The 26,724-nt window shown below is 56.1% G+C and carries 21 protein-coding genes and 1 pseudogene; 8 read left to right on the forward strand and 14 right to left on the reverse strand.

Annotation, left to right across the window (positions count from 1 at the left end):
- The first annotated feature begins 24 nt into the window (after positions 1 to 24).
- The 6 genes from D9K61_RS00295 to D9K61_RS00320 are packed head-to-tail and all read left to right on the forward strand — an operon-like array spanning position 25 to position 6,774.
- Complete coding sequence (locus D9K61_RS00295) at positions 25 to 1,734, forward strand: IlvD/Edd family dehydratase (RefSeq protein WP_120631272.1); 1,710 nt, start codon at positions 25 to 27, stop codon at positions 1,732 to 1,734.
- Positions 1,734 to 2,501, forward strand: coding sequence for an SDR family NAD(P)-dependent oxidoreductase (locus tag D9K61_RS00300; RefSeq protein WP_120631273.1), 768 nt, complete (start codon positions 1,734 to 1,736; stop codon positions 2,499 to 2,501). Before D9K61_RS00295 ends, D9K61_RS00300 begins: the two co-directional genes overlap by 1 nt.
- A gap of 4 nt (positions 2,502 to 2,505) precedes the next feature.
- Positions 2,506 to 3,399, forward strand: coding sequence for a 2-dehydro-3-deoxygalactonokinase (locus D9K61_RS00305; RefSeq protein ID WP_120631274.1), 894 nt, complete (start codon positions 2,506 to 2,508; stop codon positions 3,397 to 3,399).
- Positions 3,396 to 4,001, forward strand: coding sequence for a 2-dehydro-3-deoxy-6-phosphogalactonate aldolase (locus tag D9K61_RS00310; RefSeq protein WP_120631275.1), 606 nt, complete (start codon positions 3,396 to 3,398; stop codon positions 3,999 to 4,001). Before D9K61_RS00305 ends, D9K61_RS00310 begins: the two co-directional genes overlap by 4 nt.
- Positions 3,998 to 4,858 carry an SMP-30/gluconolactonase/LRE family protein gene (locus D9K61_RS00315; RefSeq protein WP_120631276.1) on the forward strand — a complete coding sequence of 287 codons (861 nt, stop codon included), beginning with the start codon at positions 3,998 to 4,000 and terminating at the stop codon, positions 4,856 to 4,858. Before D9K61_RS00310 ends, D9K61_RS00315 begins: the two co-directional genes overlap by 4 nt.
- Positions 4,855 to 6,774 (forward strand): beta-galactosidase, encoded by a 1,920-nt coding sequence (locus D9K61_RS00320; RefSeq protein ID WP_120631277.1) that lies wholly within the window; start codon positions 4,855 to 4,857, stop codon positions 6,772 to 6,774. The genes D9K61_RS00315 and D9K61_RS00320 overlap by 4 nt, the downstream gene beginning before the upstream one ends.
- Positions 6,775 to 6,814: 40 nt before the next feature.
- Here D9K61_RS00320 and D9K61_RS00325 read toward each other — a convergent pair whose 3' ends face one another.
- The 14 genes from D9K61_RS00325 to D9K61_RS00390 form a co-directional block, all read right to left on the reverse strand.
- Positions 6,815 to 8,077, reverse strand: coding sequence for an ABC transporter permease (locus D9K61_RS00325; protein ID WP_120631278.1), 1,263 nt, complete (start codon positions 8,075 to 8,077; stop codon positions 6,815 to 6,817).
- On the reverse strand, positions 8,074 to 8,994 hold the full coding sequence (locus tag D9K61_RS00330) for an ABC transporter permease (protein ID WP_120631459.1): 921 nt from the start codon (positions 8,992 to 8,994) through the stop codon (positions 8,074 to 8,076). The genes D9K61_RS00325 and D9K61_RS00330 overlap by 4 nt, the downstream gene beginning before the upstream one ends.
- Before the next feature lie 13 nt (positions 8,995 to 9,007).
- Entirely contained in the window at positions 9,008 to 10,120 is a 1,113-nt protein-coding gene (locus D9K61_RS00335; protein ID WP_120631279.1) for an ABC transporter ATP-binding protein, read from the reverse strand.
- A 117-nt stretch (positions 10,121 to 10,237) separates the two neighbouring features.
- Positions 10,238 to 11,362 carry an extracellular solute-binding protein gene (locus tag D9K61_RS00340; RefSeq protein ID WP_120631280.1) on the reverse strand — a complete coding sequence of 375 codons (1,125 nt, stop codon included), beginning with the start codon at positions 11,360 to 11,362 and terminating at the stop codon, positions 10,238 to 10,240.
- Positions 11,363 to 11,487: 125 nt separating this feature from the next.
- Positions 11,488 to 13,479: a beta-galactosidase gene (locus D9K61_RS00345; RefSeq protein ID WP_120631281.1), complete on the reverse strand. Its 1,992-nt coding sequence runs from the start codon at positions 13,477 to 13,479 to the stop codon at positions 11,488 to 11,490.
- Positions 13,476 to 15,122: an amino acid ABC transporter permease gene (locus tag D9K61_RS00350; RefSeq protein ID WP_120631282.1), complete on the reverse strand. Its 1,647-nt coding sequence runs from the start codon at positions 15,120 to 15,122 to the stop codon at positions 13,476 to 13,478. The genes D9K61_RS00345 and D9K61_RS00350 overlap by 4 nt, the downstream gene beginning before the upstream one ends.
- A gap of 66 nt (positions 15,123 to 15,188) precedes the next feature.
- Positions 15,189 to 15,938 carry a transporter substrate-binding domain-containing protein gene (locus tag D9K61_RS00355; protein WP_120631283.1) on the reverse strand — a complete coding sequence of 250 codons (750 nt, stop codon included), beginning with the start codon at positions 15,936 to 15,938 and terminating at the stop codon, positions 15,189 to 15,191.
- Between the two features lie 22 nt (positions 15,939 to 15,960).
- Complete coding sequence (locus D9K61_RS00360) at positions 15,961 to 17,007, reverse strand: LacI family DNA-binding transcriptional regulator (RefSeq protein ID WP_120631284.1); 1,047 nt, start codon at positions 17,005 to 17,007, stop codon at positions 15,961 to 15,963.
- Entirely contained in the window at positions 17,007 to 17,753 is a 747-nt protein-coding gene (locus D9K61_RS00365; protein WP_120631285.1) for a sugar phosphate isomerase/epimerase, read from the reverse strand. Before D9K61_RS00365 ends, D9K61_RS00360 begins: the two co-directional genes overlap by 1 nt.
- A gap of 79 nt (positions 17,754 to 17,832) precedes the next feature.
- The gene (locus D9K61_RS00370; protein ID WP_120631286.1) at positions 17,833 to 18,915 is read right to left on the reverse strand and encodes an ABC transporter ATP-binding protein; all 1,083 of its coding nucleotides are present in this window, start codon (positions 18,913 to 18,915) and stop codon (positions 17,833 to 17,835) included.
- 3 nt (positions 18,916 to 18,918) lie between these two features.
- Positions 18,919 to 20,574 (reverse strand): alpha-amylase family glycosyl hydrolase, encoded by a 1,656-nt coding sequence (locus D9K61_RS00375; protein ID WP_120631287.1) that lies wholly within the window; start codon positions 20,572 to 20,574, stop codon positions 18,919 to 18,921.
- A gap of 9 nt (positions 20,575 to 20,583) precedes the next feature.
- Entirely contained in the window at positions 20,584 to 21,732 is a 1,149-nt protein-coding gene (locus D9K61_RS00380; protein ID WP_120631288.1) for a carbohydrate ABC transporter permease, read from the reverse strand.
- A 4-nt stretch (positions 21,733 to 21,736) separates the two neighbouring features.
- Entirely contained in the window at positions 21,737 to 22,744 is a 1,008-nt protein-coding gene (locus D9K61_RS00385; RefSeq protein ID WP_120631289.1) for a carbohydrate ABC transporter permease, read from the reverse strand.
- Positions 22,745 to 22,800: 56 nt separating this feature from the next.
- Positions 22,801 to 24,159: an ABC transporter substrate-binding protein gene (locus D9K61_RS00390; RefSeq protein ID WP_120631460.1), complete on the reverse strand. Its 1,359-nt coding sequence runs from the start codon at positions 24,157 to 24,159 to the stop codon at positions 22,801 to 22,803.
- A 221-nt stretch (positions 24,160 to 24,380) separates the two neighbouring features.
- On the opposite strand from D9K61_RS00390, the gene D9K61_RS00395 reads away from it, so the two are divergent.
- Together D9K61_RS00395 and D9K61_RS27365 are read left to right on the forward strand one after the other, a co-directional pair.
- Positions 24,381 to 25,412, forward strand: a complete 1,032-nt coding sequence (locus tag D9K61_RS00395) for a LacI family DNA-binding transcriptional regulator (protein WP_120631290.1) — start codon at positions 24,381 to 24,383, stop codon at positions 25,410 to 25,412.
- Positions 25,413 to 25,414: 2 nt separating this feature from the next.
- A pseudogene (locus D9K61_RS27365) lies at positions 25,415 to 26,713 on the forward strand (GH1 family beta-glucosidase); the annotation flags it as partial.
- Positions 26,714 to 26,724 lie beyond the last annotated feature (11 nt).

A 26,724-nucleotide genomic window follows, 5' to 3' on the forward strand; every position in this document is an offset into this window, starting at 1 on the left:
GCAAACTCACAAGGCTGAAAGACAATGACAAAAAAACGCCGTTCACAGCATTGGTATGGCAAGCTGGACAAGGATGGATTCATCCACCGATCCTGGATGAAAAACCAGGGCTTCCCGGATCACGCTTTTGACGGGCGCCCTGTCATTGGCATCTGCAACACTTGGTCGGAACTGACCCCCTGCAACTCGGGCCTGCGCGATCTGGCCGAAGGCGTGAAACGTGGTGTTTGGGAGGCCGGAGGTTTTCCAGTTGAATTCCCGGTGATGTCGCTGGGCGAGACGCAGATGAAACCCACCGCCATGCTGTTTCGGAACCTTCTGGCGATGGATGTTGAAGAATCGATCCGTGCCTATGGAATCGACGGCGTTGTCCTGCTGGGTGGATGTGACAAGACCACACCGGGTCAGTTGATGGGCGCGGCGTCTGTTGATCTGCCAAGCATCGTAGTCAGTTCAGGCCCGATGCTGAATGGCAAGTATCGCGGGCAGGACATTGGATCCGGTACAGATGTCTGGAAATTCTCCGAGGCCGTGCGCGCCGGGGAGATGACCCTGAAGGATTTCATGAGTGCTGAAGCCGGTATGTCACGCAGCGCTGGGGTCTGCATGACCATGGGCACGGCCTCGACCATGGCGTCGCTGGTCGAGGCGATGGGCATGAGCCTGCCAACCAACGCCGCCCTGCCCGCCGTTGACGCCCGCCGCATGGCGCTGGCACATCTGACCGGCAAGCGGATTGTCGAGATGGTGGACGAAGATCTGAAACCATCCGACATCCTGACCAAAGAGGCGTTCGAAAACGCCATTCTGGCCAACGCCGCTGTAGGTGGATCTACAAATGCGGTTGTGCACCTGCTTGCTCTGGCCGGTCGCGTCGGCGTTGATCTGACGCTGAAAGACTTCGAAATCGGCTCTGAAATTCCTTTGCTGGTCAATTGCATGCCGTCGGGCAAATATCTTATGGAAGATTTCTGTTACGCAGGCGGTGTGCCGGTCGTCCTGTCCGAACTCAAGCCCTTTCTACGCCAAGCCAAAACGGTTCTGAATAAAGACATTTCTGCCCATTACGAAGGCGCGGAATGCTTTAAACGCGATGTGATCCAAACCTTTGATGATCCGGTGAAACCCGCCGCGGGCTTGCGTGTACTGCGTGGTAATCTGGCGCCAAACGGAGCAATTGTGAAACCTTCGGCCGCAACGGATGAACTGCTCGAAACCGAGGCCGAGGCCTATGTTTTTGAAAGCATCGAAGACCTGAAAGCCAACATTGACCGCGACGACCTGCCAGTCACACCCGAGACCATTCTGGTTCTCAAAGGCTGCGGCCCCAAGGGCTATCCGGGCATGCCCGAGGTCGGCAATATGCCGATCCCTGCCAGGCTGGTGAAGGAGGGTGTACGCGACATGATCCGCATCTCGGATGCGCGCATGTCCGGCACTGCATTTGGCACCGTCATCCTGCATGTCAGCCCCGAAGCACAGGCCGGAGGTCCTTTGGCGCTGGTCAAAACCGGTGACCGCATTCGCGTTTCTGCCAGTAAGGGCGAGTTGGATTTGCTTGTAGACGAAAAAGAACTGGACGCCCGGCGGGCCTCATGGCAACCGGACGCGCCACACTACACACGCGGCTATGCGAAACTGTATATAGACCACGTCTTGCAGGCCGATCAGGGCGCGGACCTTGATTTTCTTGTCGGCAAAGACACCCGTCTCGTGACGAGAGAGAGCCACTGATGGATCAACCAATCACATTCCACGATCTCAATGGTGCATCCATTTACATCACCGGAGGCGGGTCCGGTGTTGGCGCTGCGTTGACGGATGGGTTCCTTGCGCAGGGTGCAAACGTTGCCTTTATTGGGCGCTCGGATGCCAGGTCCTTTGTTGATGAAATGCGCGACAAGCACGGCCGGGCGCCCTTGTTCATGCAAGGTGACATGACGGATACCGAGTTGCTGCACGCCACGATGACCAAGGCCGCCGAGGCGCATGGGCCGCTGAATGTTCTGGTGAACAACGCGGCCAATGACAAACGCCACTCGCTTGAGGAAACCACGCCCGAGTTTTGGGACTGGATGATCGAGGTCAATCTCAAGGCCTACTACTTCGCCTGTCAGGAAGCGGCGCGTCAGATGCAGGACAAGGGTGGATCGATCATCAATTTCAGCTCGATCAGCTACATGATGGGCAACTCTGGCTATCCGATCTACACAACCTCGAACGCCGGGATCACCGGCATGACCCGATCGTTGGCGCGTGAATTAGGTCCACAGAAAATCCGCGTGAATGCCTTGGCACCCGGATGGGTGTTGACGCAGAAACAATTGGATATGTGGGCCACGCCCAAGGATCTGGCGGCACACTTGGATCGTCAATGCTTGAAAGAGCACCTAACGCCCGAGGACATGATTGCCCCTACCTTGTTTTTGGCCTCCGAGGCAAGCCGCGCGATGACAGGTCAATGCATGGCTGTTGACGGCGGTGTGGTGGTGTCAGGGTGAAGTCATGAACACAGAATGGATCGCCGTCGATTGGGGAACGTCCCATTTACGCATTTGGGCCATGCAGGGCGAAACCGCAATGGATCAGGCGCAGTCAAACAGCGGCATGGCACGCTTGGCCAAGGGGGGCTTTCAGGCCGCATTGCTTGACTTGATCGAGGGATGGTTGGGCTCCGCCCCTCTTGACGTGATGGCCTGCGGCATGGTCGGCGCGCGGCAGGGGTGGGTCGAAGCACCCTATTCTGCCGTTCCTTCGACCCCTGTTCCAACAGTCCCCATCCGCGTTCCCAATACTGACCCTCGCATCCGCGCGTTTGTCGTACCCGGCCTCAAGCAGATCAATCCGCCTGACGTGATGCGCGGGGAAGAGACCCAGATCGCCGGTTTTCTAGCCACGCGGCCGAACTGGGACGGCGTTGTCTGCCTGCCGGGAACACACACCAAATGGGTGCAGATAAGCGCGGGAGAAGTCGTGAGTTTTCGGACATTCATGACCGGTGAACTGTTCGACTTGTTGCGCGGACAATCCGTCCTCAAACACTCAGTTGGGGAGGGTTGGGATGATGGTGCCTTTGCAGATGCCGTTTCGGACACCTTGTCCAAGCCCGAGCAATTGGCCGCCCGACTATTTGGCCTGCGCGCCGCAGATCTCCTGCAGGGGCAGGATGCTGGCATCGCACGCGCAAAACTATCAGGCACTTTGATTGGGGCTGAACTGGCCGCCACCCGACCCTATTGGCTGGGACAGCAACTGGCCATCATTGGCGCAGACGAGGTGTCAAACATCTATGCAAAAGCACTGCAACAACAAGGTGCTTTTGTCGAAACTGCTGATGCCACACAAACCACTCTGGTCGGCCTTTCTCTGGCCCGAAACCTGACGAGGCAAACGGTATGAACCGCCCCATCATCGCCATTCTGCGCGGATTGCAACCATCCGAGGCCGAAGCCGTTGGACGCGTCGTGATTGACGCCGGGATCGACCGGATCGAAGTACCCCTGAATTCGCCCGATCCGTTGACAAGCATTGGCTTGTTGGCAGAGACGTTCGGGGGTCGGGCACTGATCGGTGCAGGTACCGTGCTCACATCTGAGCAGGTCGAGGCCGTTTCGGGTGTTGGCGGCAAGCTGATTGTTTCACCTAATTATGATGCGGATGTGATTGGCCGAACCGTCGCGCTGAACTTGCAAAGCTGGCCAGGCATCTACACGCCGACCGAAGCGTTTGCTGCCCTAAAGGCCGGCGCCACAGGATTGAAACTGTTCCCCGGGGTTATGGCCGGCCCGTCAGGGTTGGCAGCGCTGCGTCCGGTACTACCAAATGACGCTCTGGTGTTTGCCGTAGGCGGCGCCGGGCCTGAGAACTTTGGCCAGTGGATCAAGGCGGGTGCTGATGGGTTCGGCATTGGATCCGCGCTTTACAAACCCGGCATGCAGGTTGCTGAGATCGCAGACCGTGCCGCACAGATCGTGATAGCCTATGATGAGGCCATCAAATGAGCACGGTCTTTGACAACCGCCCATGCGAGCTGGGCGAAGGCCCCTTGTGGCACCCCGAAAGGCAGCAGCTGTTTTGGTTTGACATTGTTGGTAAGCGTCTGCTGACCCGCACGGGCGATCAGCAACAAAGCTGGGACTTTCCTGAACATGTCTCAGCCGCAGGTTGGATCGATCACGACACGCTGCTAATCGCCTCGGAAACCGGGCTTTGGCGATTTGAGTTACCAACAGGAAAAAAGACACTGGTCACGCCGCTTGAGGCTGATAATCCGGTGACTCGCTCCAATGATGGTCGCGCTGATCCGTGGGGTGGGTTTTGGATTGGAACAATGGGCAAACAAGCCGAACCGGGCGCTGGTGCAATATATCGCTATTGGCGTGGTGAATTGCGTCGTCTGGTGCCTGATGTGACAATCTCAAACGCAATTTGCTTCGCGCGGGATCGCTCTTGTGCCTATTTCTGCGACACGCGCACCCGGCATGTGATGCGCTGGAATTTGAGCGCTAAAACGGGATGGCCAGACGGGAACAGCACTGTCTTTCTAGACTTGCGAAATGAAGGACTGAACCCTGATGGCGCCGTGGTTGACGCAGTTGGCAACATTTGGATCGCGCAATGGGGCGTGGGTCGGGTTGCTGTCTACACCCCAGAAGGCGATTTCCTTCGCGCCGTTTCCTTTGAGGCCGCCCATACGTCATGCCCTGCATTTGGCGGCGCCGATTTGACGACACTCTTTTGTACGACCGCGCGCGAGGGGCTGAGTGTAAGAGAGATTGAAACACACCCTGCCAACGGAATGACCTTTACCCGCGAAAATGCGGGGCGGGGTCAGGCAGAACACAGAGTCATCCTATGAAGCCAGAACTTGGCGTTTGCTACTACCCCGAACATTGGCCAGAGGCGATGTGGGCGGAAGATGCCACACGCATGGCCGAAACTGGTCTGTCATGGGTCCGGATCGGCGAATTCAGCTGGAGCCGGATGGAACCGCGCCCCGGTGATCTGCACCTTGACTGGCTCGATCGCGCCATCGACACGCTTGGGACAGCTGGCTTGAAAGTTGTGCTGGGCACACCGACGGCGACCCCACCCAGATGGGTACTGGACAAACATCCAGACATGCTGGCCGTGGACGAACAGGGGAACGCGCGTAAATTCGGGTCTCGTCGCCACTATTGCTTTAGCCATCAGGGATACATTGATGAATGCGTTCGCATCGCCCGGATCATGGGTGAACGCTATGGGCGAAATCCGCATGTTGCCGCCTGGCAGATCGACAACGAATATGGCTGCCACGACACCACGATCAGTTACAGCCCGTCCGCCCTGCAGGCGTTTCGGCACTGGTTATCAACCCAATACGGAACCATTGCAGCCTTGAACGAGGCATGGGGCAACGTTTTTTGGTCAATGGAGTACAACAGCTTCGATCAAATTGAGCTTCCCCACCTCACCGTGACCGATCCCAATCCGGCGCATGTTCTAGCGTTTCGCCGCTTTAGCTCGGATCAGGTTGTGGCGTTCAATAGGGCGCAGGTAGACGTACTGCGTTCGCTGACGGATGCCCCGCTGTTGCATAACTACATGGGACGTACACTGGAGTTCGACCATTTTGAGGTTGGTGCGGATCTGGATATCGCCACATGGGACAGCTATCCGATCGGCTTCCTGTCTGACCGGCTCGAGGTAGATGAAGCGCATAAAACAGCGTTTCTGCAACAGGGTGACCCGGACATGCAGGCGTTTCACCATGATCTGTACCGCGCCGTCGGGCGTGGTCGTTGGTGGGTGATGGAGCAGCAACCCGGCCCGGTTAACTGGGCGCCGTACAACCCTGCGCCCTTGCCCGGAATGGTACGGCTTTGGTCACTGGAAGCCGTGGCGCACGGGGCCGAAGTGGTCAGCTACTTTCGCTGGCGGCAAGCCCCATTTGCGCAAGAGCAGATGCATGCGGGCCTGTTGACGCCGGACAACCGCCCCGCCCCGGCACTGATCGAAGCGCGCCAAACCGTCGATGATTTGACAAATCTGGGCACCGTCCAACAGGCGCGGGCCAAGGTCGCAATCGTGTTCGACTATGCCTCGGATTGGGCTTGGACAACCCAACCACAAGGGGCCGGATTTGACTATTTCGAACTGGTCTTCTTGACCTACCAGGCACTGCGACGCGCTGGGTTCTCAGTAGACTTCCTCTCGACCACAGACATTCCGAAAAGCAGTTACGCCGTGATCTTTGCACCCGGTCTGGCGACGGTGGGCCACGAATTAGAGCAGAAGCTGACGGCTGGCTGCGATCTTGCGATTCTCGGACCAAGAGCGGGAGCAATCACCCATGACTTCCAAATTCCCGAACAGGGGCGCCCTGGCCTGTCAGGATTGGATTGCCATGTTGATCTGGTCGAAACCCTACCGCCAAATGTGGCACGCCCTGTCGATGGCGGTGGCGCGGCCGAGCATTGGATTGATCGGCTTTCAGGCGATGCCCCGAACCTGTTGTCCTATGCGGATTCAACCGCTGCGTTGAAGGGCGCGGACGGAATCTGGTATCTGGCGGGGTCTCCGAACAAGGCCTTGTGGGATCGCGTTGTTGCCCTGGCCGCAGAGGAAGCTGGGCTGACCGTGAATGCGATGCCAGTGGGTCTGCGTCGGCGCGAAACCGCGGACCATGAATTCCTGATCAATTACAATGCACACCCAGTTGATTGGAATGGGCACGCAATTCAAGGCTGCGATGTCACGATCCTAAAGCGCAACCCGCCCGGAAAAACCTAAGTTTTCCCCGGGCGGACGCAGAGGTATGCATCGCTTATAGCTATTGATCGTTTTGCAGACTGTTGGGGTCAAAGACCCCTCCGAATCCGCTGTTGTTCGAGGGCTCGCCCTCAGTGTCCGATGCACCGTCATCGTCATCACCACCCAGCGAATTCGGCGCAAACACATTGCCAAAGCCGCTATTGTTGGACGGTTTGGGTGTGGACTGTGCATCGCCCTGCTCAGCTTCCTGGGCCTCTTGCTGCTTGCGCCGTTCTTCGCGCTGCTTACGCAGCTCCTGAATGCGCTGCTCAGCCTCAAGCTGCTTTTGCTCACGCACGTCGGCGATACACTGCGCCGGGTTGTACGCGGTTGCCGTGCCGACCACTGTGATCGTCGCCACAGCAAACACGACCAACAGAACTGCGGCCATGTTCCCTGCGAAAAAGCTGGGTAGTTTGATCTTTCCAGCGAGTTCTTCGACCGTGGCCTCTTTGCGCGCGGCAGCAACCAGTTCCTGACGTTTCAACTTGGCTTCGTTCAGGAGTGCAAAGAACACCGTCAGAGCCACGATGATGAAGGCCAACGCTGAAATCGCAGGTGTGATGCCATAACGAACCTTCTGTGCCAGCTCGATCGTCAGTGTCGGATACTCGCCAAAGGTGAAGGTGGTGGTGTTGTAGTTCTCGAACGATGCGAGGAACGCCAGCACAGCTGCGGATGCAATCGCCGGACGCATGAACGGGAGCATGATCTTGCGAAATGCCTGCGCATGGGTTGCGCCAAGGTCCAACGCAGCCTCGGTCAGCGCCATATCATACCGCTGCAGTCGCGCGACCAACACCAGCATGCAGTAGCTGGCGATAAAGGTGGATTGACCGATTACCGTCAGAAAGATGCCGTTCGACAGGAAACTGTCAGCACCGAGACCCAACATCCGGTTGATCCGGTCCCAGAAGACCAGAGTCGAGATACCGATAACCACACCTGGGATCAGGATCGGAGCAATGATGATTGTGTAGTACGTCGCGCGCAGCTTGGGCCAGATCTGCGTCAGCATCAGTGCCCCGGCCAGACCCATTGCAACCGACAGAACAACCGTTCCAGCCCCAATGATCAGCGAGTTCTTGATGCCGTTCAAAATACGCTGATCCTGAAACAACTCTCCGAACCACTGGAAGGTCAGACATTCCCACGGACTCATCCTTGGGAAGCCCGAAGAGTTGAAGGCCGTGACCGACATGATCACCAGCGGGCCCAAAAGGTAGGCGAAAAAGATCACCAGATAGACCCAGATGCTTATGCGGAGGAAGGATGTATTCATTTCCCGATATCCCCCATGTTCACCTTGAACAGGCGCATCACGGCGAGCACGAACAGGATACAGGTCACCAGCAGCACGATGGCGTAGGCGGCACCTTGCGGCCAGTCATTGTTGTCGTTGAATTGCTGATAGATCAATTGTGTGAACCACAGACTGGACGGCCCGCCCAGAATTTGGGGCGCAGCAAGCGCACCCGCGCTGAGCATGAAGACCATGGTACAGCCCGAGCTGATGCCCGGCTTGGCATAAGGAATGACCACGCGCCAATGAATCCGCCACCATGGCGCACCCAGATCCCGTGCCGCCTCAATCTGGTTTCTGTCCAGGCTTTCGATCACATTATACATCGGGAAGATCATCAACAGGATGTAGGCATAGCCCAGGCCTGCATACAGCGCGATGTCGTTGCGGATGAAGTCAAACGGCGTATCCCACACCCCAAGCCCCACGAACAGCGTATTGAGAACACCCGTTTCGCCAAAAATGATCCGCAAGGCAAAGGCGCGCAAGATTTCGTTGATCCAGTAGGGGATGATCAGCATGATCGCGAAAATGCGGATATGGCTGCCCTCGGACTGACCCAGATAATAGGCAATCGGGTAACAGATGATCAGGTTGAAGATCGTGACGCAAACCGCCGCAACCAAAGTGCGGAAAAACACCCGCAGATCGACCGTGTTGTAGTCCTGACTACCGCCTTCAGGTCCAAAGACCAGATACTTGTAGTTTTCGAGCGTATAGACGTCCTTTGGTCCGCCAATCTCAGGCGGCGGCAGGTTCGGGCGGAACGAAAAGTCCAGCATCGACAGCTGTGGCAGGATGATCAGACCAATCGTCCAGAACAGGACGAAACCCAGGATCGCCGTGCCCATACCAATGCCGTTGCGGTTGAAAAACTCCTTGAGGAAGCCGGGCATATCTTTGGCCTCCTTATTCTGCGGCCAGTTCACCCGCAGGAACGGCCACCGCATTGCGGGTTTCGTATTCCAGCGTGATGTTCTGACCGGTGTGATCTTCGAAGGATTGACCATGGTTAGGGATCGAGACCTTGATCTCTTTTCCGCCTTCGCCTTCGGTGAAAATGTTGAAGGCGTTGCCTTCGAATTCTTCATGGTTGACGCGGGCGGTGACAAAATGGTCGCCCGTTGCTCCGGTCGGCGCGATTGTGAACGCCTCAGGACGGATAAACATCATGGCCTCGTCGCCTTCGCTCATCTTACCCTGATTGGCCGTCGAAATCCGGGCCACCAAATCGCCTGAGCGGTTCGTTGAAATCAAGGCCTCGCTCCCCATGACCTGCTTGACCTTGCCGCGGAACACGTTGTTTTCGCCGACGAATGAGGCCGCAAAGGCCGTGTTGGGATCGTTGTATATCGTCTTTCCATCGGCAATCTGGTCGATCACCCCCGCCCGCATAACTGCAATGCTATCAGACATGGTCAGGGCCTCTCCCTGATCGTGCGTGATGTAGATGAACGTAATGCCAACGCGTTGCTGGATCTCGCGCAATTCGGTGCGCATGTGCTGGCGCAGCTTAAGATCCAGTGCCGACAGTGGTTCGTCCAGCAGCAGAACGTCAGGTTCGGCGCAAAGCGCGCGCGCAATCGCAATCCGCTGACGTTGACCACCCGATAGTTCACTGGGCAGCTTATCGCCCTGCCCCGGCAGCGCGATCATGTCCAAAAGTTCATCCGCACGTTTGCGTCGTTGCGCGGCGCTGACACCCTTAATTTCCATGGAAAAGGTAATGTTTTCCCATATCTTCATCAGCGGGAACAAAGCAAGGTTCTGGAAGATCAGCGCTGTCGGACGTTTGTTCGGTCCAATCCCTTTCATGTTCTTGCCACCAATCAGGACGTTGCCCTCGCTGGGATCAAGAAAGCCGGACACCGCGCGCAGGATCGTTGTCTTACCGCAGCCCGAAGGACCAAGGAACGAAAAGAATTCGCCCCCGTTTATATTCACGTTTGCATCGCGCACGGCGACAAAGTCACCGAAACGGATCCACAGGTTTTCCAGATCTACGCCGACCCCTGCACTCATTTTGGCATCCCCCTGAGGCACGATTCTAAGCCGTACCATAACATTTGCCGCCACGCCTGGGCGGCGTGCGGGTGAATTGCCCCTCGCGCATTGGCGAGGGGCTTAGGTTCTAAGCGATCAAGCGCTCTTGAACTTGTTGACGAACTCGGTCCGGGTTTCGGCGTACCAAGGTGCCTCGGCGGGCCAAGGGTTCAGGTTCGCCAGTGAATCGCCCGGATAGGCTTCGGCAAAGTTCTTCTTGTAGGTGTCGCCGGAATACTGGTCGGCACCCAGAACAGGTGAGTTGTAGCCGTGGCTGTCAATCGCGATACCCGCCGGTTTGGCCTGATAGGCAAAGTCGATAAAGGCGTAGACCTGATCGATATTGGTCGCGCCGGTAGGCATCGAAATACCGTCAACCCAAGCCATCGCACCTTCGACCGGTGCCTGATAATGCACTGGCTCACCAGCGGACTTCAGCGCCAGCGGTGGGCCATCCCATGTCTGACCAACGATCACGCCTTCGTTCAGCAAGCCGTTTTTCTGCGTGTCAGCATCATTCCAGATCAGTTTGATCCGGTTTTTGCGCTCAACACACCAGTCGGCGATCTGACCCCAGACCTTACGCATGGTGTCTTCGTCGCCATAAGCAGCCCAGACCGAACCCGGCTCCATCTCGCCCGCGCTTTCCATGTACAGACCTGCGCCCAGCATCATCGAATGCGCACGGCCCATAGTTTTGCCTGCGTTCGCTTCGGACCAAACGTCGCCATAAGACGGCGCATCGCCTTCGGGCAGCCACAGGTCAGTGCGGTATGCAATGCCTTCGGTCCCCCAGATATGCGGCAACCAATGTGCGCCGCTATCGCCAAAGTTCCACGCATCCGTACCGATTTTGGCCATCGCCGGGTTCACCAGATCGATCGGAACCTTATTCATGTCGAACGGCTGCAGCAGTTCCAACGGACCCCACTGAAGCGAGCGGTTGTTGGTCGGCGAGACAATGTCAAAGCCCTGGCCCTTGGTGGCCTTCATCTTATTGATGATTTCCTCGTTCGAACCGATACCGGTGTAGTTCACCTTGATTCCGGTCAGGGTTTCGAACTCTTGGATGAACGCAGGCGGAAGATAGTCCGACCACATCAAAATGTTGATTTCACCCGAAGATGCCAGCGCGCTCTTACTGTATAGCGGTGCGGCCAAGGCGGCGGCACCTGCACTTTTTAGGACGGAACGTCTGGAAAGTGTTTTTCTGTCAGCCATGTGTTTTCTCCCGATATTGGACTGAAGTTTTTTTGTTATGTTTCGATTGTAGGACTTTCTGCACGAGTTCGTCAGCCCGAAAGTGACAGTTTGTGGATTTCTTAAGTCCAGTTTTTGTTTTGGGTTTATTTTGCAGCGGTTTGGTCCAGCGGTCCAACCTCATTCCAGACCGTCACATCACGGGGCATGACCGGATCAGACCCAACCAGAATTTTGCGCCTGTCGCAGGTCGGAAGGTGCAGTGCACTTGTCCCGTAATTGAAGGCAAAACCTAAGCCACCACGCTGCGTGATACGCAGATCAGGCCCATGGTCCGCGGGGGAAATGCCAGACCATTCCAATGCGTTTTGCAACACCTGTCGCAGCAGTTCCTGTCCCGGCACCATCGCCAGATACGTTGCCTTTTCGCTACGGATCACGGCAGGGCTTCCGTCGCGATAATTGCTGATAAATTGGCCTATGACCTCCTGATTTGTGTCCACAATTTCGCGCCAGCCGGTAAATGCAAGCGACGTTTTCTCAAAAAATAGCACTGTTTCATTCGCCAGCTCTGGCAGTGATTCGACACGCAGAACGCGAACTCCGGTCAGATCTGCCAATGCGCCCGGTGCCAGATTTGACGGTGTATGCATATCCGGTGTCATGCTACCTGAACGTGCCCCGATCAGAAGTTTGGCCTGAGACCCGGCTAAACGAGAAGCGAGTTTCTCACTCACAATCATACTTTGTGGCAGAACGATCAAAGTATACCCGCTCAGATCATCGTCGGGGCCAACAAAATCCAGATCGACACCCATCTCACGTAACGCCGCATACCACTCACGAACGATCTGAGCATTTGGAAAATCATCGTCATGCGGCAGGACGTCGGCCGCCCAGATAGAAGTGTAATCCAACAGCATAGCGACGGTCGCTTTGTCACGTTTGGCCGGCGGCAAGGCAACCCGATCTTGCACGATCTGCTTCAACTCTATAGCTGCCTGATCGGGGCTGCCGTCTGACCGAAACAGTGCCGTGTGAAATTGCTCTTGTGCAGATTTTGCTTGTCGCCAGCGGAAAAACATCACCGCCTGTGCGCCATGCGCATAGGCCGCCCAAGTCCAAAGCCGCACCATGCCTTCTGCCGGCGATGGGTTTTTCTCGGCCCAATCCACCGGACCTGGCTGTTGCTCTAGAACCCACACCCGCCCGCGCCCCTGAGACCTATAAAGATCGCAGTGGAACCCCTGATAATCCGGTGCGCCTGTTCGCAGGTAGCGGTGTTTTTCCTGCTCACTCAACCCCGAGCCCAGCAAGTTTCCCAACGGGTAGCTATCAAACCCCACTATATCCAAATCACGGGCGACATCATGGTGGTCAAACTCGAAACTGCCGGCCATGAAGTTATGAGTGACATCCCGACCCGGCGAGTGGTCACGCAGGATATCGGCCTGCGCTTTGTTGAATAGCCGGACCCGGTCCGAGGAATATCGTCTGAAATCGAGCGATTGGGTCGGATTCGGCGATGCAACCAATCCATTGGGCAACTCAATTTGGTCGAAACTTGAATAGGTCGAGCCCCAGAACGCTGTGCCCCAGGTCTCGTTCAGAACATTGATCGAGCGGTAGCGATCGGCCAGCCAGCGGCGAAAGCCCTGCCGTGCCGCATCGGAGTAACTGAGCACCGTGTCGTGGTCATTGTATTCGTTGTCGATCTGCCACGCACCAACATGCGGGTTCTGGCCGTAGCGGCGGGCGTATTCAGTGGCGATCCGGCGTGCCTCAGCCAAGTAGATATCGCTTGAAAAACAATAGTGACGACGAGAACCAAACCCCCGCACGCGCCCATCCGACCCAACAGGCAGGATTTCAGGATGTTCATCAACCAGCCATTTGGGCGGCGCGGCCGTTGGGGTCGACATCATGACTCGCAGACCAGCCTCACCCAGGATTTCGATCACCTCATCCAGCCAACCCCATTCAAAACGCCCGCGTTCTGGTTCGATCAGACCCCAGGTGAACTCGGCGATTCGCACCCAATCCAGACCCATGTCCACCATCTGTGCAGCGTCGTCGCGCCATAGGGACGGGTCCCATTGTTCGGGGTAGTAGCAAACCCCCAGCTCTAGCTTGCTCATCGGTCGTCCTTTGCCGCCCGCCGTTCAATCCATTTCAGGAAGCTGGCGCAGGCGAGTGTGATCACGACGTAAAGGATTGCTGCGGTGTTAAACGGTGCAAAGGGCAGGAAACTGGCGGCCTGAAACTCGCGCATACGCTGGGTCATGTCGCGTACCGACAGGATCGACAACAGTGATGTGTCTTTGATCATCGCGATGAATTCATTGCCCAAAGGTGGCGTAACAATCCGCAGCGCTTGCGGCAGCACAATCAGACGCGCGGTTTGCCAGCGGGATAGACCCAGCGAACTGCCCGCCTCAAGCTGGCCTTTTGGGATGGCCTCGATGCCAGATCGAAAAATCTCGGCCATATAGGCGGAATACCCGACGGATATGGCAATGATCCCTCGGGTCATATTGGTCATGTCGATGCCGCCACCGGTCGCATCTTTGACGGCACCTGCGAGCGGCAACCCAATATAGAGGATGATCACCAGCATCGGAATGCCGCGGATCGTGTCCACAAAAAACTCGGCACCAACCGCCAAGGGGTGCAGTTTGTGCTGAGCGCCCCCGATGGTCAAAGTGAGCAGGAGAAATCCAAAAACGGCGAAGGCCAAAGCCGGGTTGCGGTACTTGTCTGGAAGAAAGCTTGTCTGCCACAGAACCGGATACCCTTTTGTGTTGGCCTCAACCGGAACAAAGGCGCCCGAGACGCTGTCGACGGTCTCGATCTGTTTCAATGCGCTTGCCACGTCGGTCGCGCTCCGGATCTTGTATTGCTGATCGCCGCTACCTTCGAATTCGCCGAACCGGATCAAATCCGCCTGCGCCTGCGGAGTGCCCCGCACAATGGCGATGCGCGCATCGGTGCTGCCGACCAACGCGTAGTTGACCTGAGGCTGCATGAAGAAGAAGGCAGAGACGGCCAACAATCCCAAACTGATTGAACCATAGGTAACTGTCGTCCGGACCTTTGGCTTGAAGGATTGCAGCCCGACCCAGATCAAACCAAGGATTGCCGCGAAGATGTAAGCAAAAATCGCGGCGCGGAACGTGATTGCAACGCCAGTGGCAAACTGCCAATGGGCCATGAACATCAAATAGAACAAAACCCCGCCGGTCAACGCTTCGAACCCAAGCCGTATGTATCCGCCAAACGGAATCGTCAGGCGGGCTGACAGCAAGCAAAGTGCGATAACCACCGCATATGCCGCCAACAGGATTTGCAAGCCCGTCTGAACCTGCGCGACCACGTCGGGGAACAGAATCCAAGTTTGATTGGACCGGTCTATCAGCGTCGACGTGTTCTCGCTGAGTGAATGAAAAAACACCGATTCAGCAAGGGGCATCAGGACTTGAGGCTGGACAAATCCCAGTATCGACAGTGCAACTGCTGCAGGAAACGCGGCCAGTGCAGACAGGCGCAACCACTCAGGCGCGTGTGTTTGGAACCGCGCATGCCGGGCACAGAGATAGCCCAGGATGGCAACCGCCAAAACCAACAAGAACCCCACGAAAATAGGCCCAGCATTGTTGCCAATTCCAAGTATGGCGATCAGGGATCGCAGGTATTTGGACGAGGTGGCAAACAGGTAAATGATGAAAGGGGCAGCAGCGAGCAACACAAGGTTGCTCGGGCGGATCGAGCTTATGCGCGACATTGGGATCTCCGCTGGGACAAGGCCCCGGCAACATGCGCCGCCGGGACCGTTAGGTGCATCAAAGGATCAGTTAGTGCCCCAGTATTCGGCTTTCAGCGCGTCCAGCGTGCCGTCTTCCTGGATCGCTGCCAGACCGGTGTTGATGGCATCAACTGTGGCATCGCCTTCCTGAAAAACGATACCCAGCGGATCGGACTGAAGACCGGTTATGCCAACTGTCAGTTCGCCTGCAAATTCCTGTTCGTAGGCCGCCGCAGACGTGCCATCAATGATCACGCCCTGCACATCCGCGTTCTGAAGCGCCAGAATGGCCGCCGAGAAGTTGTCATACAGGCTTACGTTCTCGCGCCCGACCACTTCCTCGGCCAGCTGCGCATTGGTGGTGCCGGTTTGGGCGGCCAGCTTTTGACCGCCGGCTTTGAAGTCATCCAGCGTCATGTCGCCGTTGTCGACCTGCAGCAGGATCGCTTGGCTAACGATGATATAGGGTTCCGAAAAATCCATGGTCTCTTCGCGTTCCGACGTAATCGAAACGCCCGAGATCACCAGATCAAATTCGCCCTGCTGAAGGGCAGCAAAGATCCCATCCCATGCAGTGTTTACAAAGTTCGGAACGCAATTCACTTTCTCGCAGATGGCGTTCATCACATCGACGTCAAAGCCTACAATTTCCCCGGTTGTTTCATCAACGGTTTCCATAGGTGGGTAGGTCGCATCTGTGCCGATCTTCAGCACGCGCCCTTCCAGATCGGCAGCATATGCCGCTGGGGCGGTCATCGCGGCCAAAGTGGCGGCGGCTAGCAGTTTCTTGAACATGTTCGGTTTCTCCTTTGTTGGATCAGTTGGTTTGCGCCATTTCTGACGCGGGCGTGTCAGGTTGCCGCTCGATGAGGGTGGCCCTGATCTTTTTCTGGGTCTCGGACGGGTCCGCCCCGTCCAGGGATTTCAACATAAACTCGCCCAGCAGACGACTGGTTTCACCAATCGGCAGGTAATACGTGCTGGGCGGCGGCACGAAATACTGACTGAGGTGTAAATCGTCAGTTGAGATAACGACAACATCGCGTCCAACCTGAACACCTGTTTCAGCCGCAGCTGACAGCGCGCCCAATGTCATCGCTTCGTTGGCGCAAATGATGGCGCTTGGACGGTTGGGTACCTGCATCAGCGCTTGAAAAGCCTGTCGGCCGAACAGCGCAGTGGTCGGACCATTGCAGATCAATCCAGGATCAAGGCTGATGCCACCTGCGGTCAAAGCGCCTGAATAGCCTTTCTCTCGTTGTGTTGCATAGATCAGATCGCCGGGCGGGTTGATCAATGCGATGTGGCGATGCCCTAGATCGACCAGTCGCGCGGTGGCATCATATGCCGCTGCCTGACTGTCGAAATCCACGAAGGGATGGGGGCTGGTACTGTCGCTCATCCCATAGGTGACAAAGGGAAAGCCATGTTCCTGCAAATACGCAATGCGAGGGTCGTTTCGCCGGGTACCCGAGAAGATGACACCATCTGCCAACCCTTCCTGAACAATGTTATGTAAAGTTGTCATGGCGCTTTCCATATCCGACACGCTGAATACGCTAAGCTGATATCGCGATCCTTGCAAAGCGCTGGAAATCCCGGACAGAATTCGGGTGAACTCTACCCCCTCCCATTCTTCGGGCGCATCTATTGAGACCCCAACGAGGACAGCGATGCGGTAGGATTTGTTAGTGCGCAGTTTCAGCCCATCCAGATTGACCCGGTATCCAAGCTCGTTGGCCACTTTCTGGATTTCCTCGCGAGTCTCACGCCTGACGGACTCGGCCCCGCGCAACGCACTTGAAACGGTGCCGATAGAGTAACCCGTCTGCTTGGCAATCGATTTGATGGTCGCCCGCGCCATCAAACAGCCCTGTCCAATTGGCGTTCCAGAAACCGTCGGCCTGTTTCAAGGGTCCGATAGTGATCGGATGTTTCATCATGCTCGACGAACAGATCAGTGCAATCTGTCTGGCCCAAAGCTGCCAGCACAGCAGGCCAGTCCACAACTCCATCTCCCAGATCGCGCCAGCGTTCATCGCCTTGTTCAGTTGGATCGACATCCTTGGCGTGGACGGACAAGATCTGGTCGGAATAGCATTGGATAAGGATTGCGGGATCAAACCCCGCTGCGACAAGCCAACCAATGTCTGGCTGCCAGTAGATGTTACCCTTCGACAGGATCAGCTCCAACGGAGTATTGTCTGGATATCCGACAAGGTCGAAATCGTGATTGTGATAGGCCAGTTTAACGTCATCGGCACCCAATCGTTCTGCCCAATCAGCCAATTGCGCCGCAACTCCCAACCATCCGTCGGCCGTGGTGGGCCGCTGTTCCGAGGCAAGCCACGGCATAACAGCAACCGGACATTCAAGAAGCGCCAGAACTTCGATGACGTCGTCAAAACGCTCGGCGAATTCCTCCCAGTCAAAATGCGCTGAACGCACACGAAGACCCGATTGTCGAACTATTGCGGCCATCTGAGGTGGCGTCAGATGATGCAGGCCGGTGGTTTCAATATCCGTGAACCCACACTTGGCAGCCATTTGCAGTTGGTCTGCAAGATCGCCACATTGCCGAACTGTATAAAGCTGCGCAGAAACTCGCATTTTTCACCATTGAAACGTTTCAAATATGGTGAAACACGAAAGGTGGCGCTGTCAAGCATCGCTTGAAGCCTGCAATTTCCTACTTTCGCATCGACATGCCGTCGTGGAACAGATGTACTTTTTCTGGCGCTGCAGTCACAGAAACTGTCTTGCCACGAAGGTCCTTTTGTACGCCGGGTAGTTTGGCGATGACGGACTCGGCCCCCTTGGTTTTGTCGAAATACAACAACGTGACCTCACCCAGGGCTTCGGTAAAATCAACCACGCCGGAAAGAATCGAACTGTCTTCTGTCATAACAAGATGTTCGGGGCGAACACCGATATTGACGTGTTTGCCTTGATCACTCGCCTCAGTCGGAACCGTCGAAACTGCCACGCCGCCAGATTCCAGCGCCACCGTTGTCATTTGCCCGGTCTCAGTAATCTGACCCGGCAATAGGTTCATCGAAGGAGAGCCGATGAACTGCGCAACAAACTCATTGTCGGGTGTTTCATACAATTCCAGTGGCGTACCAACCTGTGCGATGCCTTTGTTGGCAAGCACAACAATGCGACTGGCCAGCGTCATCGCCTCGACCTGATCATGGGTCACGTAGATCATGGTGCTGTCAGGCATTGCTTCCTTCAGGCGCGCAATCTCGATCCGCGTTGCCACGCGCAAGGCTGCGTCCAGATTCGAAAGTGGCTCATCAAAAAGATACACTTTCGGGTCACGCACGATGGCACGTCCGATGGCGACGCGTTGCCGCTGACCACCAGACAGCGCCTTGGGCAGACGATCCAAAAACGGCTCGAGCTGCAAAATGCGGGCGGCGCGATCAACCCCTGCATCAATTTCGGACGCAGGCAAATTGGCTATCTTCAGCGCGAAAGCCATGTTTTCGCGGACGGTCATATGCGGGTACAGAGCATAGCTTTGAAACACCATCGCGATGCCCCGCTGAGCGGGGGGGACATCGTTCATGACCTGACCTTCGATTTCCAGCGAACCGCCGGTAATCTTTTCCAGCCCCGCGATCATCCGCAACAAAGTAGACTTGCCACAGCCGGAAGGGCCGACAAAAACGATCAATTCGCCCTGATCAATATCGAGGTTGATGTGTTTCAAAACGTCAACCGGGCCATAGGACTTGGCGACATCTGTGAGTTTTAGTTCAGACATTCTTTACCCCTTATCCCTGACCATCAGGCAAAATTGCGATGCATTCAGCGTCACGTTGCTGGCGCCCTCAACGGCACCCAAATCCTGACCTATTGCGCGCCATTTGCCCTCGGGCAGATTTACGTTTGTTGGATCAACACCAAGGTTGAAGGCACAAAAGACCTGCTCGACTGCATCCTCACGCAGGAATGTCAGAACGGGCCCATTTTGCGTCATGTCTGCCTGCGCTCCGGACGCCAACGCCGAATGTGCGTGGCGCAGCGAAATCGCGCGCCTATAATGGTGCAGCATCGAGTGTGGATCAGTTTCCATCCGGTCCACCGCATTCTCGGCTTGTGCGGCACTTACCGGCAGCCAAGGTTCAGCCACGCTGAATCCGGATTGCTTGTCCTGAGCGGCCCAAACCATGGGAGTCCGGCAACCATCGCGACCTTTATACTCGGGCCAGAATTCTATGCCGTAGGGATCCTGCAGTTTTTCGAAGGGAACATCCGCTTCGCTTAACCCAAGCTCCTCACCTTGATACAGGCAGGCGGACCCGCGCAGGCACATCATCAAAACTGCGTATTGACGCGCGGCTGCGTCATCCAGGTTCCAGCGCGACGCGTGGCGTTGCACATCGTGATTAGAAAAGGCCCAGCAAGGCCATGCATCACCAGCTTTGGCCTCGAGTTGATCAAAGACCTGCCTTGCGTAGCTTGCAGTCAGTGCGCGTTTTTCAAGGAACTCAAAGGCATAGCACATGTGCATGCGCTTATCGCCGGTGGTGTATTCCCCCATGATCTCAAGCCCGCGCTGCGCGTCTCCGACCTCACCCAGACAGGCGCGGCCTTCGTATTCGTCCGTCAGCGCGCGCAACCTCTCAAGGAATAGAATGTTCTCGGGCTGGCTTTTCGAAAACAGGTGATCCTGATGGTTGTATGGATTCACGGCTGGGGCAATCGACGCATTGCGCTGATCCATTGGCAGCGCCGGATTGTCGCGCAGCGCTTTGTCGTGGAAATAGAAATTGATGGTATCCAGACGGAACCCATCCACTCCCATATCCAGCCAGAACCGTGCGACATCCAACAACGCATCCTGAACGTCTGTGCAGTGAAAATTCAGATCAGGCTGCGAGGTGAGAAAGTTGTGCAGATAGTATTGCAGTCGGCGAGAATCCCATTGCCAGGCCGAACCACCAAAGATCGACAACCAATTGTTCGGCGAGGTGCCATCTGGTTTGGGATCAGCCCAGACATACCAGTCGGATTTTGGGTTCTCTCGACTGCTACGACTTTCGCTGAACCAAGGGTGCTGATCGGATGTGTGCGACAACACCAGATCGGTCATAACCTTCAGGCCCTGCGCGTGGGCCTTGTCCAGAAGATCACGAAAGTCATCGAGCGTTCCGAACATCGGGTCGACGTCGCGATAGTCGCTGACATCATACCCGAAATCCTTCATCGGAGACTTGAAGAAAGGCGAAATCCATATCGCATCGACGCCCAAAGAAGCGATATAGCCCAGCCTTTCAGTGATGCCTTTCAGGTCACCGATCCCGTCCCCATTGCTGTCCTGAAAGCTGCGCGGATAGATTTGATAGATCACCCCGCCCCGCCACCAATCAGAGGACAGTTTGGTCGCTTTGATTTGACTCAGGTTGTTCTGCACGTTCATCAGACGCCTCTACTTTACGGATCCGGCCAACAGGCCTCGGACCAGGTATTTTTGCATTGCGAAAAAGACCACCAGCGGCACAAAGATCGACACAAAGGCCGCTGTCGCCAGAATTTCCCAATTCCCACCGCGTGTGCCCAGCAGTTCGACAATGCGGTTGGTCATTACTGTGGTCTGACCCGTCGCATCGATCAGGAACACTTTGGCGACCAGCAGGTCATTCCAGGTCCACAGGAACTGGAAGATCGCGAATGAGGCCAGCGCTGGAAAACTAAGGGGCAGGATTAACTTGGTGAAAATCTGGAACTCGGTTGCACCATCGACGCGGGCGTTTTCAATCAGATCACGCGGCAATCCAGCCATGTAGTTGCGCAACAGATAGATCGCCAATGGCATCCCAAACCCTGTATGGGCAAGCCAAACGCCAAGATACCCTTTGCCAATGCCGATACTCAGATGGAATTTCAGCAAGGGGATCAGCGCCAGTTGAAGTGGGACGACCAACAATCCAACAACTGCCGCGATCAGCAAAGCACGACCGGGAAAGTCCATCCAGGCAAGCGCATAGGCGGCAAACGCCGCGACGAGGATTGGGATAATCGTCGCCGGGATCGTCACCGTCAGCGTATTGAAGAACGCCTTGCCCATGCTGTCCGTACTGCTCTGATCCAGAAGAACCTTTTGGTAGTTATCGAAGGTAAATTCGGGTGGCAATTCAGCGGTTACGAAAATTCGCGGGCCGCGATTGCCAGTGAACTCCTCGGTGTTTTCCATACGATAGTCGCCGTCGGCAGTCACGGTGATGGTGCCACCCCGGCGCAGCTCGGCCGTTTGGTCTGGCTTAAAAGCACCAACATCGCGTGAGCTAATGCCCCACTTTGAGATTGTCGCTTGCTGGTCGTCACCAAACAGCTGACCTTCAATCACATAAATACCGTTTTCCAGCACCTGCGTTTCCGGCGCGGCGCTGCGTAAGGTCAGGTTTTGTTCGGACGGGAAAAGCGAGCGCCACCAGCCACTGGTCGCGATCTGGTCGGCCGTACGGAAAGATGAGATCAAAAGGCCCAGAGTTGGCACAACCCACAGCACCACCAAAAAGATGACCGAGGCATGGACGACCCATCGAAGGGCGGGTCTGGTTCCTGCAATATCGCTCATGCCCCTACTCCATTTCCTTGCGCGCATTGCGCACGTTCCAGACGAGGATTGGGGCCACCAGCAACATGATCACCATGGCTGACGCCGATCCCACGCCCCAATCGTTGGCCCGGAACAATTTGTCATACATGTAGTTGGCCAGAACCTGCGTCTCCCACTGACCGTTGGTCATGGCAAAGACGATGTCGAAAACCTTGAGAACCGTGATCGTGATCGTCGTCCAGACCACCAGAATGGTCGTCTTGATCTGCGGCACCTTGATCTTGAAGAATATCTGAAACGGGTTGGCCCCATCCAGGATCGCAGCTTCAATCGTTTCCTCAGGAATACCGCGCAACGCCGCCGATAAGATGACCATGGCAAACCCGGTTTGAATCCAGATCAAAACAACCATCAGAAACAAGCTGTTCCAGAACGGCACGGTCAGCCATGTCTGCGGATCCGTCCCACCAAAAAAGATGTAGAGCGCGTTCAGAATGCCGATCTGGTCCTGCTCGGCGGGCCGGGAATCGTAGACCAGCTTCCAGATCACCGATGCCCCCACAAAAGAGATCGCCATCGGCATAAAGATCAGCGATTTTGCAAAGTTACCCCAGCGGATTCGATCGGTCAGCTGCGCCACCAACAACCCAAAGGCGGTGGACATGGCCGGTACAACGATCAGCCAAAGCATATTGTTGCGCATCGCTTCCCAAAACTTCGGCTCAGCGGCCATTTGGACATAGTTGTCCAGCCCAACCCAGCGATAGGTGCCGCCAGGGACACGCTCGGTCAGAGATAGGCGCAATGTCTCGACCACCGGGTAAGCCAGATACAGGCCAAGGACCGCCATCGCAGGGAACAGGAACAACCAGGGGCGGATAATATTCGCGCGATTGATATTGCGACCTGCGTTGGGACCGCGGGGCGGGAACAGGACTTTGTCTATGAACTGGTTGGAAAGATAGAAGTAGCCCACGCAACCTGACACGCCGATGGCGATGGTCAGCAGGCCCTGAAGTGCCGGTGTCATGACGCTCTCATCCGTTTTGTGGTGAAGGGGCAGCCGTTGGGCTGCCCCAGCCGCGTTTACTTCGCCGCGTCCCAGGAAGACTGGATTTCGCCGGCCACGGTTGCCGCATCCTTGGCACCCGAAGAGTAGTCGACCATTCCTGTCCAGAACGTGCCCGCACCGACAGCGCCGGGCATCAGATCAGAGCCGTCAAACCGGAACGTCGTCGCGTTGGTCAGAATTTCCCCCTGCCCGCGCTGCGTGTCGTTCGAATAGTTATCTGGATTTGCTCCGAGATGCGGTGTCAGGAAACCATCCTGCGCCATCATGATCTCATGCGCGAAAGGTGTTGTGAGGAATTCCATGAACGCCTCGGCTGCTGGATTGGGGTTTGTGACCGTAAACAACGTCCCCGCTCCAAGCACCGGTGTGCCCAGATCCTTTTCGGCAAATGCCGGGAAGTAGAAGAAATCCGCATCCGCACCCAATTCTGTCCCTTCAGGGAAATACGCCGGAATGAACGACGCCTGACGGTGCATCATGCACGCCGGTGGGCTGTCAAAAAGTCCCTTGGGGCTATCACGGAAGTCGATGGCAGCGGTATCATCTGCGTCGCCGACGACGTAGTCATCATTGCGTGTGAAGGTGCCATATTCCTCGATCACGGCAATCACGCGCGGATCGTCGAACTTCATCTCGTTCGACACCCAGTCGTCATAAACTTCCGGTGGTTGCGTGCGTAGCATCAGGTCTTCGACCCAGTCAGTCGCGGGCCAGCCGGTAGCGCCGCCCGAAGCAAGACCAACGCACAAAGGCGTTTCCCCGTCGGCGACCATCTGATCCATCAGTGCTTTGAAGTCCTCCATCGTTTCGGGCACTTCATACCCGAAATCTTCGAAATTCTCGGGGCTGTACCAGACCAGAGATTTAACATTCACATTGAAGAAGAACCCATAAAAACCATCTGCACCTTCGGCATTTTCAAAAGTGCCGAGATCGACCCAGGATTGACCGGCAGCAAAATTGTCTTTGATCCAATCGGCCGAACCATCTGCCAGTGGCGTCAGGTATCCGTTCTTCGCCATGTTCGCAGCCAGACCAGGCTGTGGAAACACTGTGAGGTTCGGCGCAGAACCGGCAGCAGCATCAATCAGGATCTGCTGCTCCAGTGAATCCGAGCCGACGTAGCTGGAGTTCGAGCCGGTTGCCTCGTCGAAATACGCAACCAGATTCTCAAAGGACTTGCCTTCACCCGCCAGCCACGGCCCGAAAATGGTCAGGCTTTCGCCGGACAGGTCATTTGCCTCGGCAAACGCGCTGTATCCATCCCAGTCAAAGCTGCCTTCGCCAACGGCATGCAGCAGTTCACCCTCTGCCTGAACCGCCCCAGCCATCAGGGCAAGCGTCGCCGCACCTGCGTAAAGCGAGTGTTTCATAAATTTTCCTCCCAACGTTACCTTGCGCTTGATGAGACTCAGCATTCAAAGCGCTTTGGATTGGCGAGTTTATCCGCTAACATTTGGTCCCTGTCAACAATCTGTTTCAGAAACTAATAAATATTAATAAATTAAGACAAGGTGGTGAAACAGGTTGACGCACGACGGAATTGCTCACAAAACAGATTTGAACCATATTTGAAGGCGCTTTGAATACTAAGATGAACCTAAAGCAGCTATCTGAAATTCTTGGCCTCTCGCAGACAACGGTCAGCCGCGCGCTGAACGGGTATCCAGAGGTGAGCGAGGATACCCGGGTGCGGGTTCAGGCTGCAGCGCAAAAACACGGTTATCGCCCAAACAGCCGCGCCAAGGGCTTGGCGACTGGCAGATCCATGGTGATCGGTCACGTGATTCCCAGCTCGTCCAGGCACGAAATGGTTAACCCGATCTTCGGAGATTTTGTCGCCGGTGCCGTAAAGAAATATTCAGAGCATGGGTATGACATGATGTTTACCAATGCCGATGATACGTCGATTGAAGAAGCGTATCGCAGCCTGTTCCAGCGCGGCGCGGTGGATGGGGTCGTCCTGCAGGGCCCAAAAGTAAACGAACCCCGGATCGAGGTTCTGACGCGTATGGCAGTGCCTTTCATTGTCCATGGGCGCTCGACCGGGGTGAATGGTCACTACGACTGGATCGACGTGAACAACAAAAGCTCGTTTCTGCGCGCAACCCGGTTTCTGATCGATCTTGGCCATCGCCGGATTGCCCTGATCAACGGGCTTGAAGACATGGATTTTGCACAACGTCGCCGCGACGGTTTTCTTGAAGCTTTGCGTCAGGCCGGTCTGTCACCCGCCCCTGAACTGATGCGCAGCGCTGAAATGACAGAGGTTTACGGCCATCATGAAACCCGGGACATGCTTGGTCTGGACAACCCGCCGACGGCCATTTTGTGTTCGTCAATGATTTCAGCCATCGGCGTCCGACGGGCACTGGATGAAAGTGGGTTGAAAATGGGCAAGGATGTATCGGTGATCGCCCATGACGACGACCTGTCCTACCTGAAGAATGGACAGGATGTCCCGATCTTCACCGCAACGCGCTCGTCAGTGCGAAATGCAGGCGAAATGGCCGCCGAAATGCTGATTGAACGCATCCAGTCCCCCGGCGATCCGACGAAAACTAGATTGCTGGAAGCCGAACTGGTAGTTGGCAGATCAACTGGCCCCGCGCCCAACAGGATCTGAACATGAAATACTCACGCGCTGACTTTCCCAAAGATTTCCTCTTTGGTGTGGCAACTTCTGCGTATCAGATAGAAGGACATGCCCAGGGCGGTGCCGGACAGACCCATTGGGACACGTTTGCCGCATCACCTGGCAACGTCGTGCGAGGGGAAAACGGTGATCTGGCCTGTGACCACCTAAATCGGTTTGCCGAAGATTTCGATCTGGTGCGCGAGGTCGGGTTCGATTGTTATCGGTTTTCGACAAGCTGGGCGCGGGTGCTGCCCGAAGGGCGCGGCCCAGTCAATCAGGCTGGTCTGGACCATTATGACCGTTTGGCTGACGCGCTGTTAGAGCGCGACATCCGCCCATGTGCAACACTCTACCACTGGGAACTCCCGTCACCGCTCGCCGATCTTGGCGGTTGGCGCAATCGGGATATCGCAGGTTGGTTTGCCGATTTCACCGAAGTCATCATGGGCAGGATCGGCGATCGGATGTACAGCGTTGCCCCGATCAACGAACCCTGGTGTGTCAGTTGGCTGAGCCATTTTGAGGGGCACCACGCCCCCGGCCTGCGCGATATCCGGGCAGCAGCCCGCGCGATGCATCACGTTTTGCTGGCCCACGGCGGCGCAATTCAGGCAATGCGCGGTCTTGGGATGGGCAATCTGGGCGCCGTTTTCAACCTCGAATGGTCCGAACCCGCGGATGACAGCCCCGAGGCAAGGCAGGCCGCAGATCTCTATGACGGCATTTACAATAGGTTCTTCCTTGGTGGCGTGTTCAACAAAGCCTATCCCGAAAATGTACTGGAAGGGCTGGCGCCACACTTGCCCCCTGGCTGGCAAAATGATTTTGAGACCATTGGTGCGCCGGTCGACTGGTGTGGGCTGAACTACTACACCCGCAAGCTCATTGCCCCTGCAGACACAGCTTGGCCAAGCTTTAAAGAGGTTCCGGGTCCGCTGCCCAAAACGCAAATGGGATGGGAAATCGACCCTGCCGCTCTGACCAGGTTCCTGACACGGACGCAGAAGGAATATACAGGCGATCTGCCAATCTATGTCACCGAAAACGGCATGGCCAGCCCGGAACGTCAGCAGGATGATGACCGCATCGACTATCTGAACCAGCATTTTTCGGCCGTTCAGGACGCACTGGATCAGGGTGTCCCGATCAAGGGGTACTTCATCTGGTCGCTTCTGGATAACTACGAATGGGCCTACGGATACGAAAAACGCTTTGGGTTGGTGGATGTGGACTTTGAAACTTTAGAACGAACCCCCAAAGCGTCTTTCAAAGCGCTGAAATCCGCACTTAAGACAACGGA

The organism is Ruegeria sp. EL01 (genome assembly GCF_900313035.1).
In the GTDB taxonomy this organism is placed as follows: Bacteria; Pseudomonadota; Alphaproteobacteria; order Rhodobacterales; family Rhodobacteraceae; genus Ruegeria.

What these genes read in the sequence shown, in the direction of transcription:
- D9K61_RS00295 (WP_120631272.1), top strand. Translation starts at nt 25, where the DNA reads ATGACAAAAAAACGCCGTTCACAGCATTGGTATGGCAAGCTGGACAAG.
- D9K61_RS00300 (WP_120631273.1), top strand. Translation starts at nt 1,734, where the DNA reads ATGGATCAACCAATCACATTCCACGATCTCAATGGTGCATCCATTTAC.
- D9K61_RS00305 (WP_120631274.1), top strand. Translation starts at nt 2,506, where the DNA reads ATGAACACAGAATGGATCGCCGTCGATTGGGGAACGTCCCATTTACGC.
- D9K61_RS00310 (WP_120631275.1), top strand. Translation starts at nt 3,396, where the DNA reads ATGAACCGCCCCATCATCGCCATTCTGCGCGGATTGCAACCATCCGAG.
- D9K61_RS00315 (WP_120631276.1), top strand. Translation starts at nt 3,998, where the DNA reads ATGAGCACGGTCTTTGACAACCGCCCATGCGAGCTGGGCGAAGGCCCC.
- D9K61_RS00320 (WP_120631277.1), top strand. Translation starts at nt 4,855, where the DNA reads ATGAAGCCAGAACTTGGCGTTTGCTACTACCCCGAACATTGGCCAGAG.
- D9K61_RS00325 (WP_120631278.1), bottom strand. Translation starts at nt 8,077, where the DNA reads ATGAATACATCCTTCCTCCGCATAAGCATCTGGGTCTATCTGGTGATC.
- D9K61_RS00330 (WP_120631459.1), bottom strand. Translation starts at nt 8,994, where the DNA reads ATGCCCGGCTTCCTCAAGGAGTTTTTCAACCGCAACGGCATTGGTATG.
- D9K61_RS00335 (WP_120631279.1), bottom strand. Translation starts at nt 10,120, where the DNA reads ATGAGTGCAGGGGTCGGCGTAGATCTGGAAAACCTGTGGATCCGTTTC.
- D9K61_RS00340 (WP_120631280.1), bottom strand. Translation starts at nt 11,362, where the DNA reads ATGGCTGACAGAAAAACACTTTCCAGACGTTCCGTCCTAAAAAGTGCA.
- D9K61_RS00345 (WP_120631281.1), bottom strand. Translation starts at nt 13,479, where the DNA reads ATGAGCAAGCTAGAGCTGGGGGTTTGCTACTACCCCGAACAATGGGAC.
- D9K61_RS00350 (WP_120631282.1), bottom strand. Translation starts at nt 15,122, where the DNA reads ATGTCGCGCATAAGCTCGATCCGCCCGAGCAACCTTGTGTTGCTCGCT.
- D9K61_RS00355 (WP_120631283.1), bottom strand. Translation starts at nt 15,938, where the DNA reads ATGTTCAAGAAACTGCTAGCCGCCGCCACTTTGGCCGCGATGACCGCC.
- D9K61_RS00360 (WP_120631284.1), bottom strand. Translation starts at nt 17,007, where the DNA reads ATGGCGCGGGCGACCATCAAATCGATTGCCAAGCAGACGGGTTACTCT.
- D9K61_RS00365 (WP_120631285.1), bottom strand. Translation starts at nt 17,753, where the DNA reads ATGCGAGTTTCTGCGCAGCTTTATACAGTTCGGCAATGTGGCGATCTT.
- D9K61_RS00370 (WP_120631286.1), bottom strand. Translation starts at nt 18,915, where the DNA reads ATGTCTGAACTAAAACTCACAGATGTCGCCAAGTCCTATGGCCCGGTT.
- D9K61_RS00375 (WP_120631287.1), bottom strand. Translation starts at nt 20,574, where the DNA reads ATGAACGTGCAGAACAACCTGAGTCAAATCAAAGCGACCAAACTGTCC.
- D9K61_RS00380 (WP_120631288.1), bottom strand. Translation starts at nt 21,732, where the DNA reads ATGAGCGATATTGCAGGAACCAGACCCGCCCTTCGATGGGTCGTCCAT.
- D9K61_RS00385 (WP_120631289.1), bottom strand. Translation starts at nt 22,744, where the DNA reads ATGACACCGGCACTTCAGGGCCTGCTGACCATCGCCATCGGCGTGTCA.
- D9K61_RS00390 (WP_120631460.1), bottom strand. Translation starts at nt 24,159, where the DNA reads ATGAAACACTCGCTTTACGCAGGTGCGGCGACGCTTGCCCTGATGGCT.
- D9K61_RS00395 (WP_120631290.1), top strand. Translation starts at nt 24,381, where the DNA reads ATGAACCTAAAGCAGCTATCTGAAATTCTTGGCCTCTCGCAGACAACG.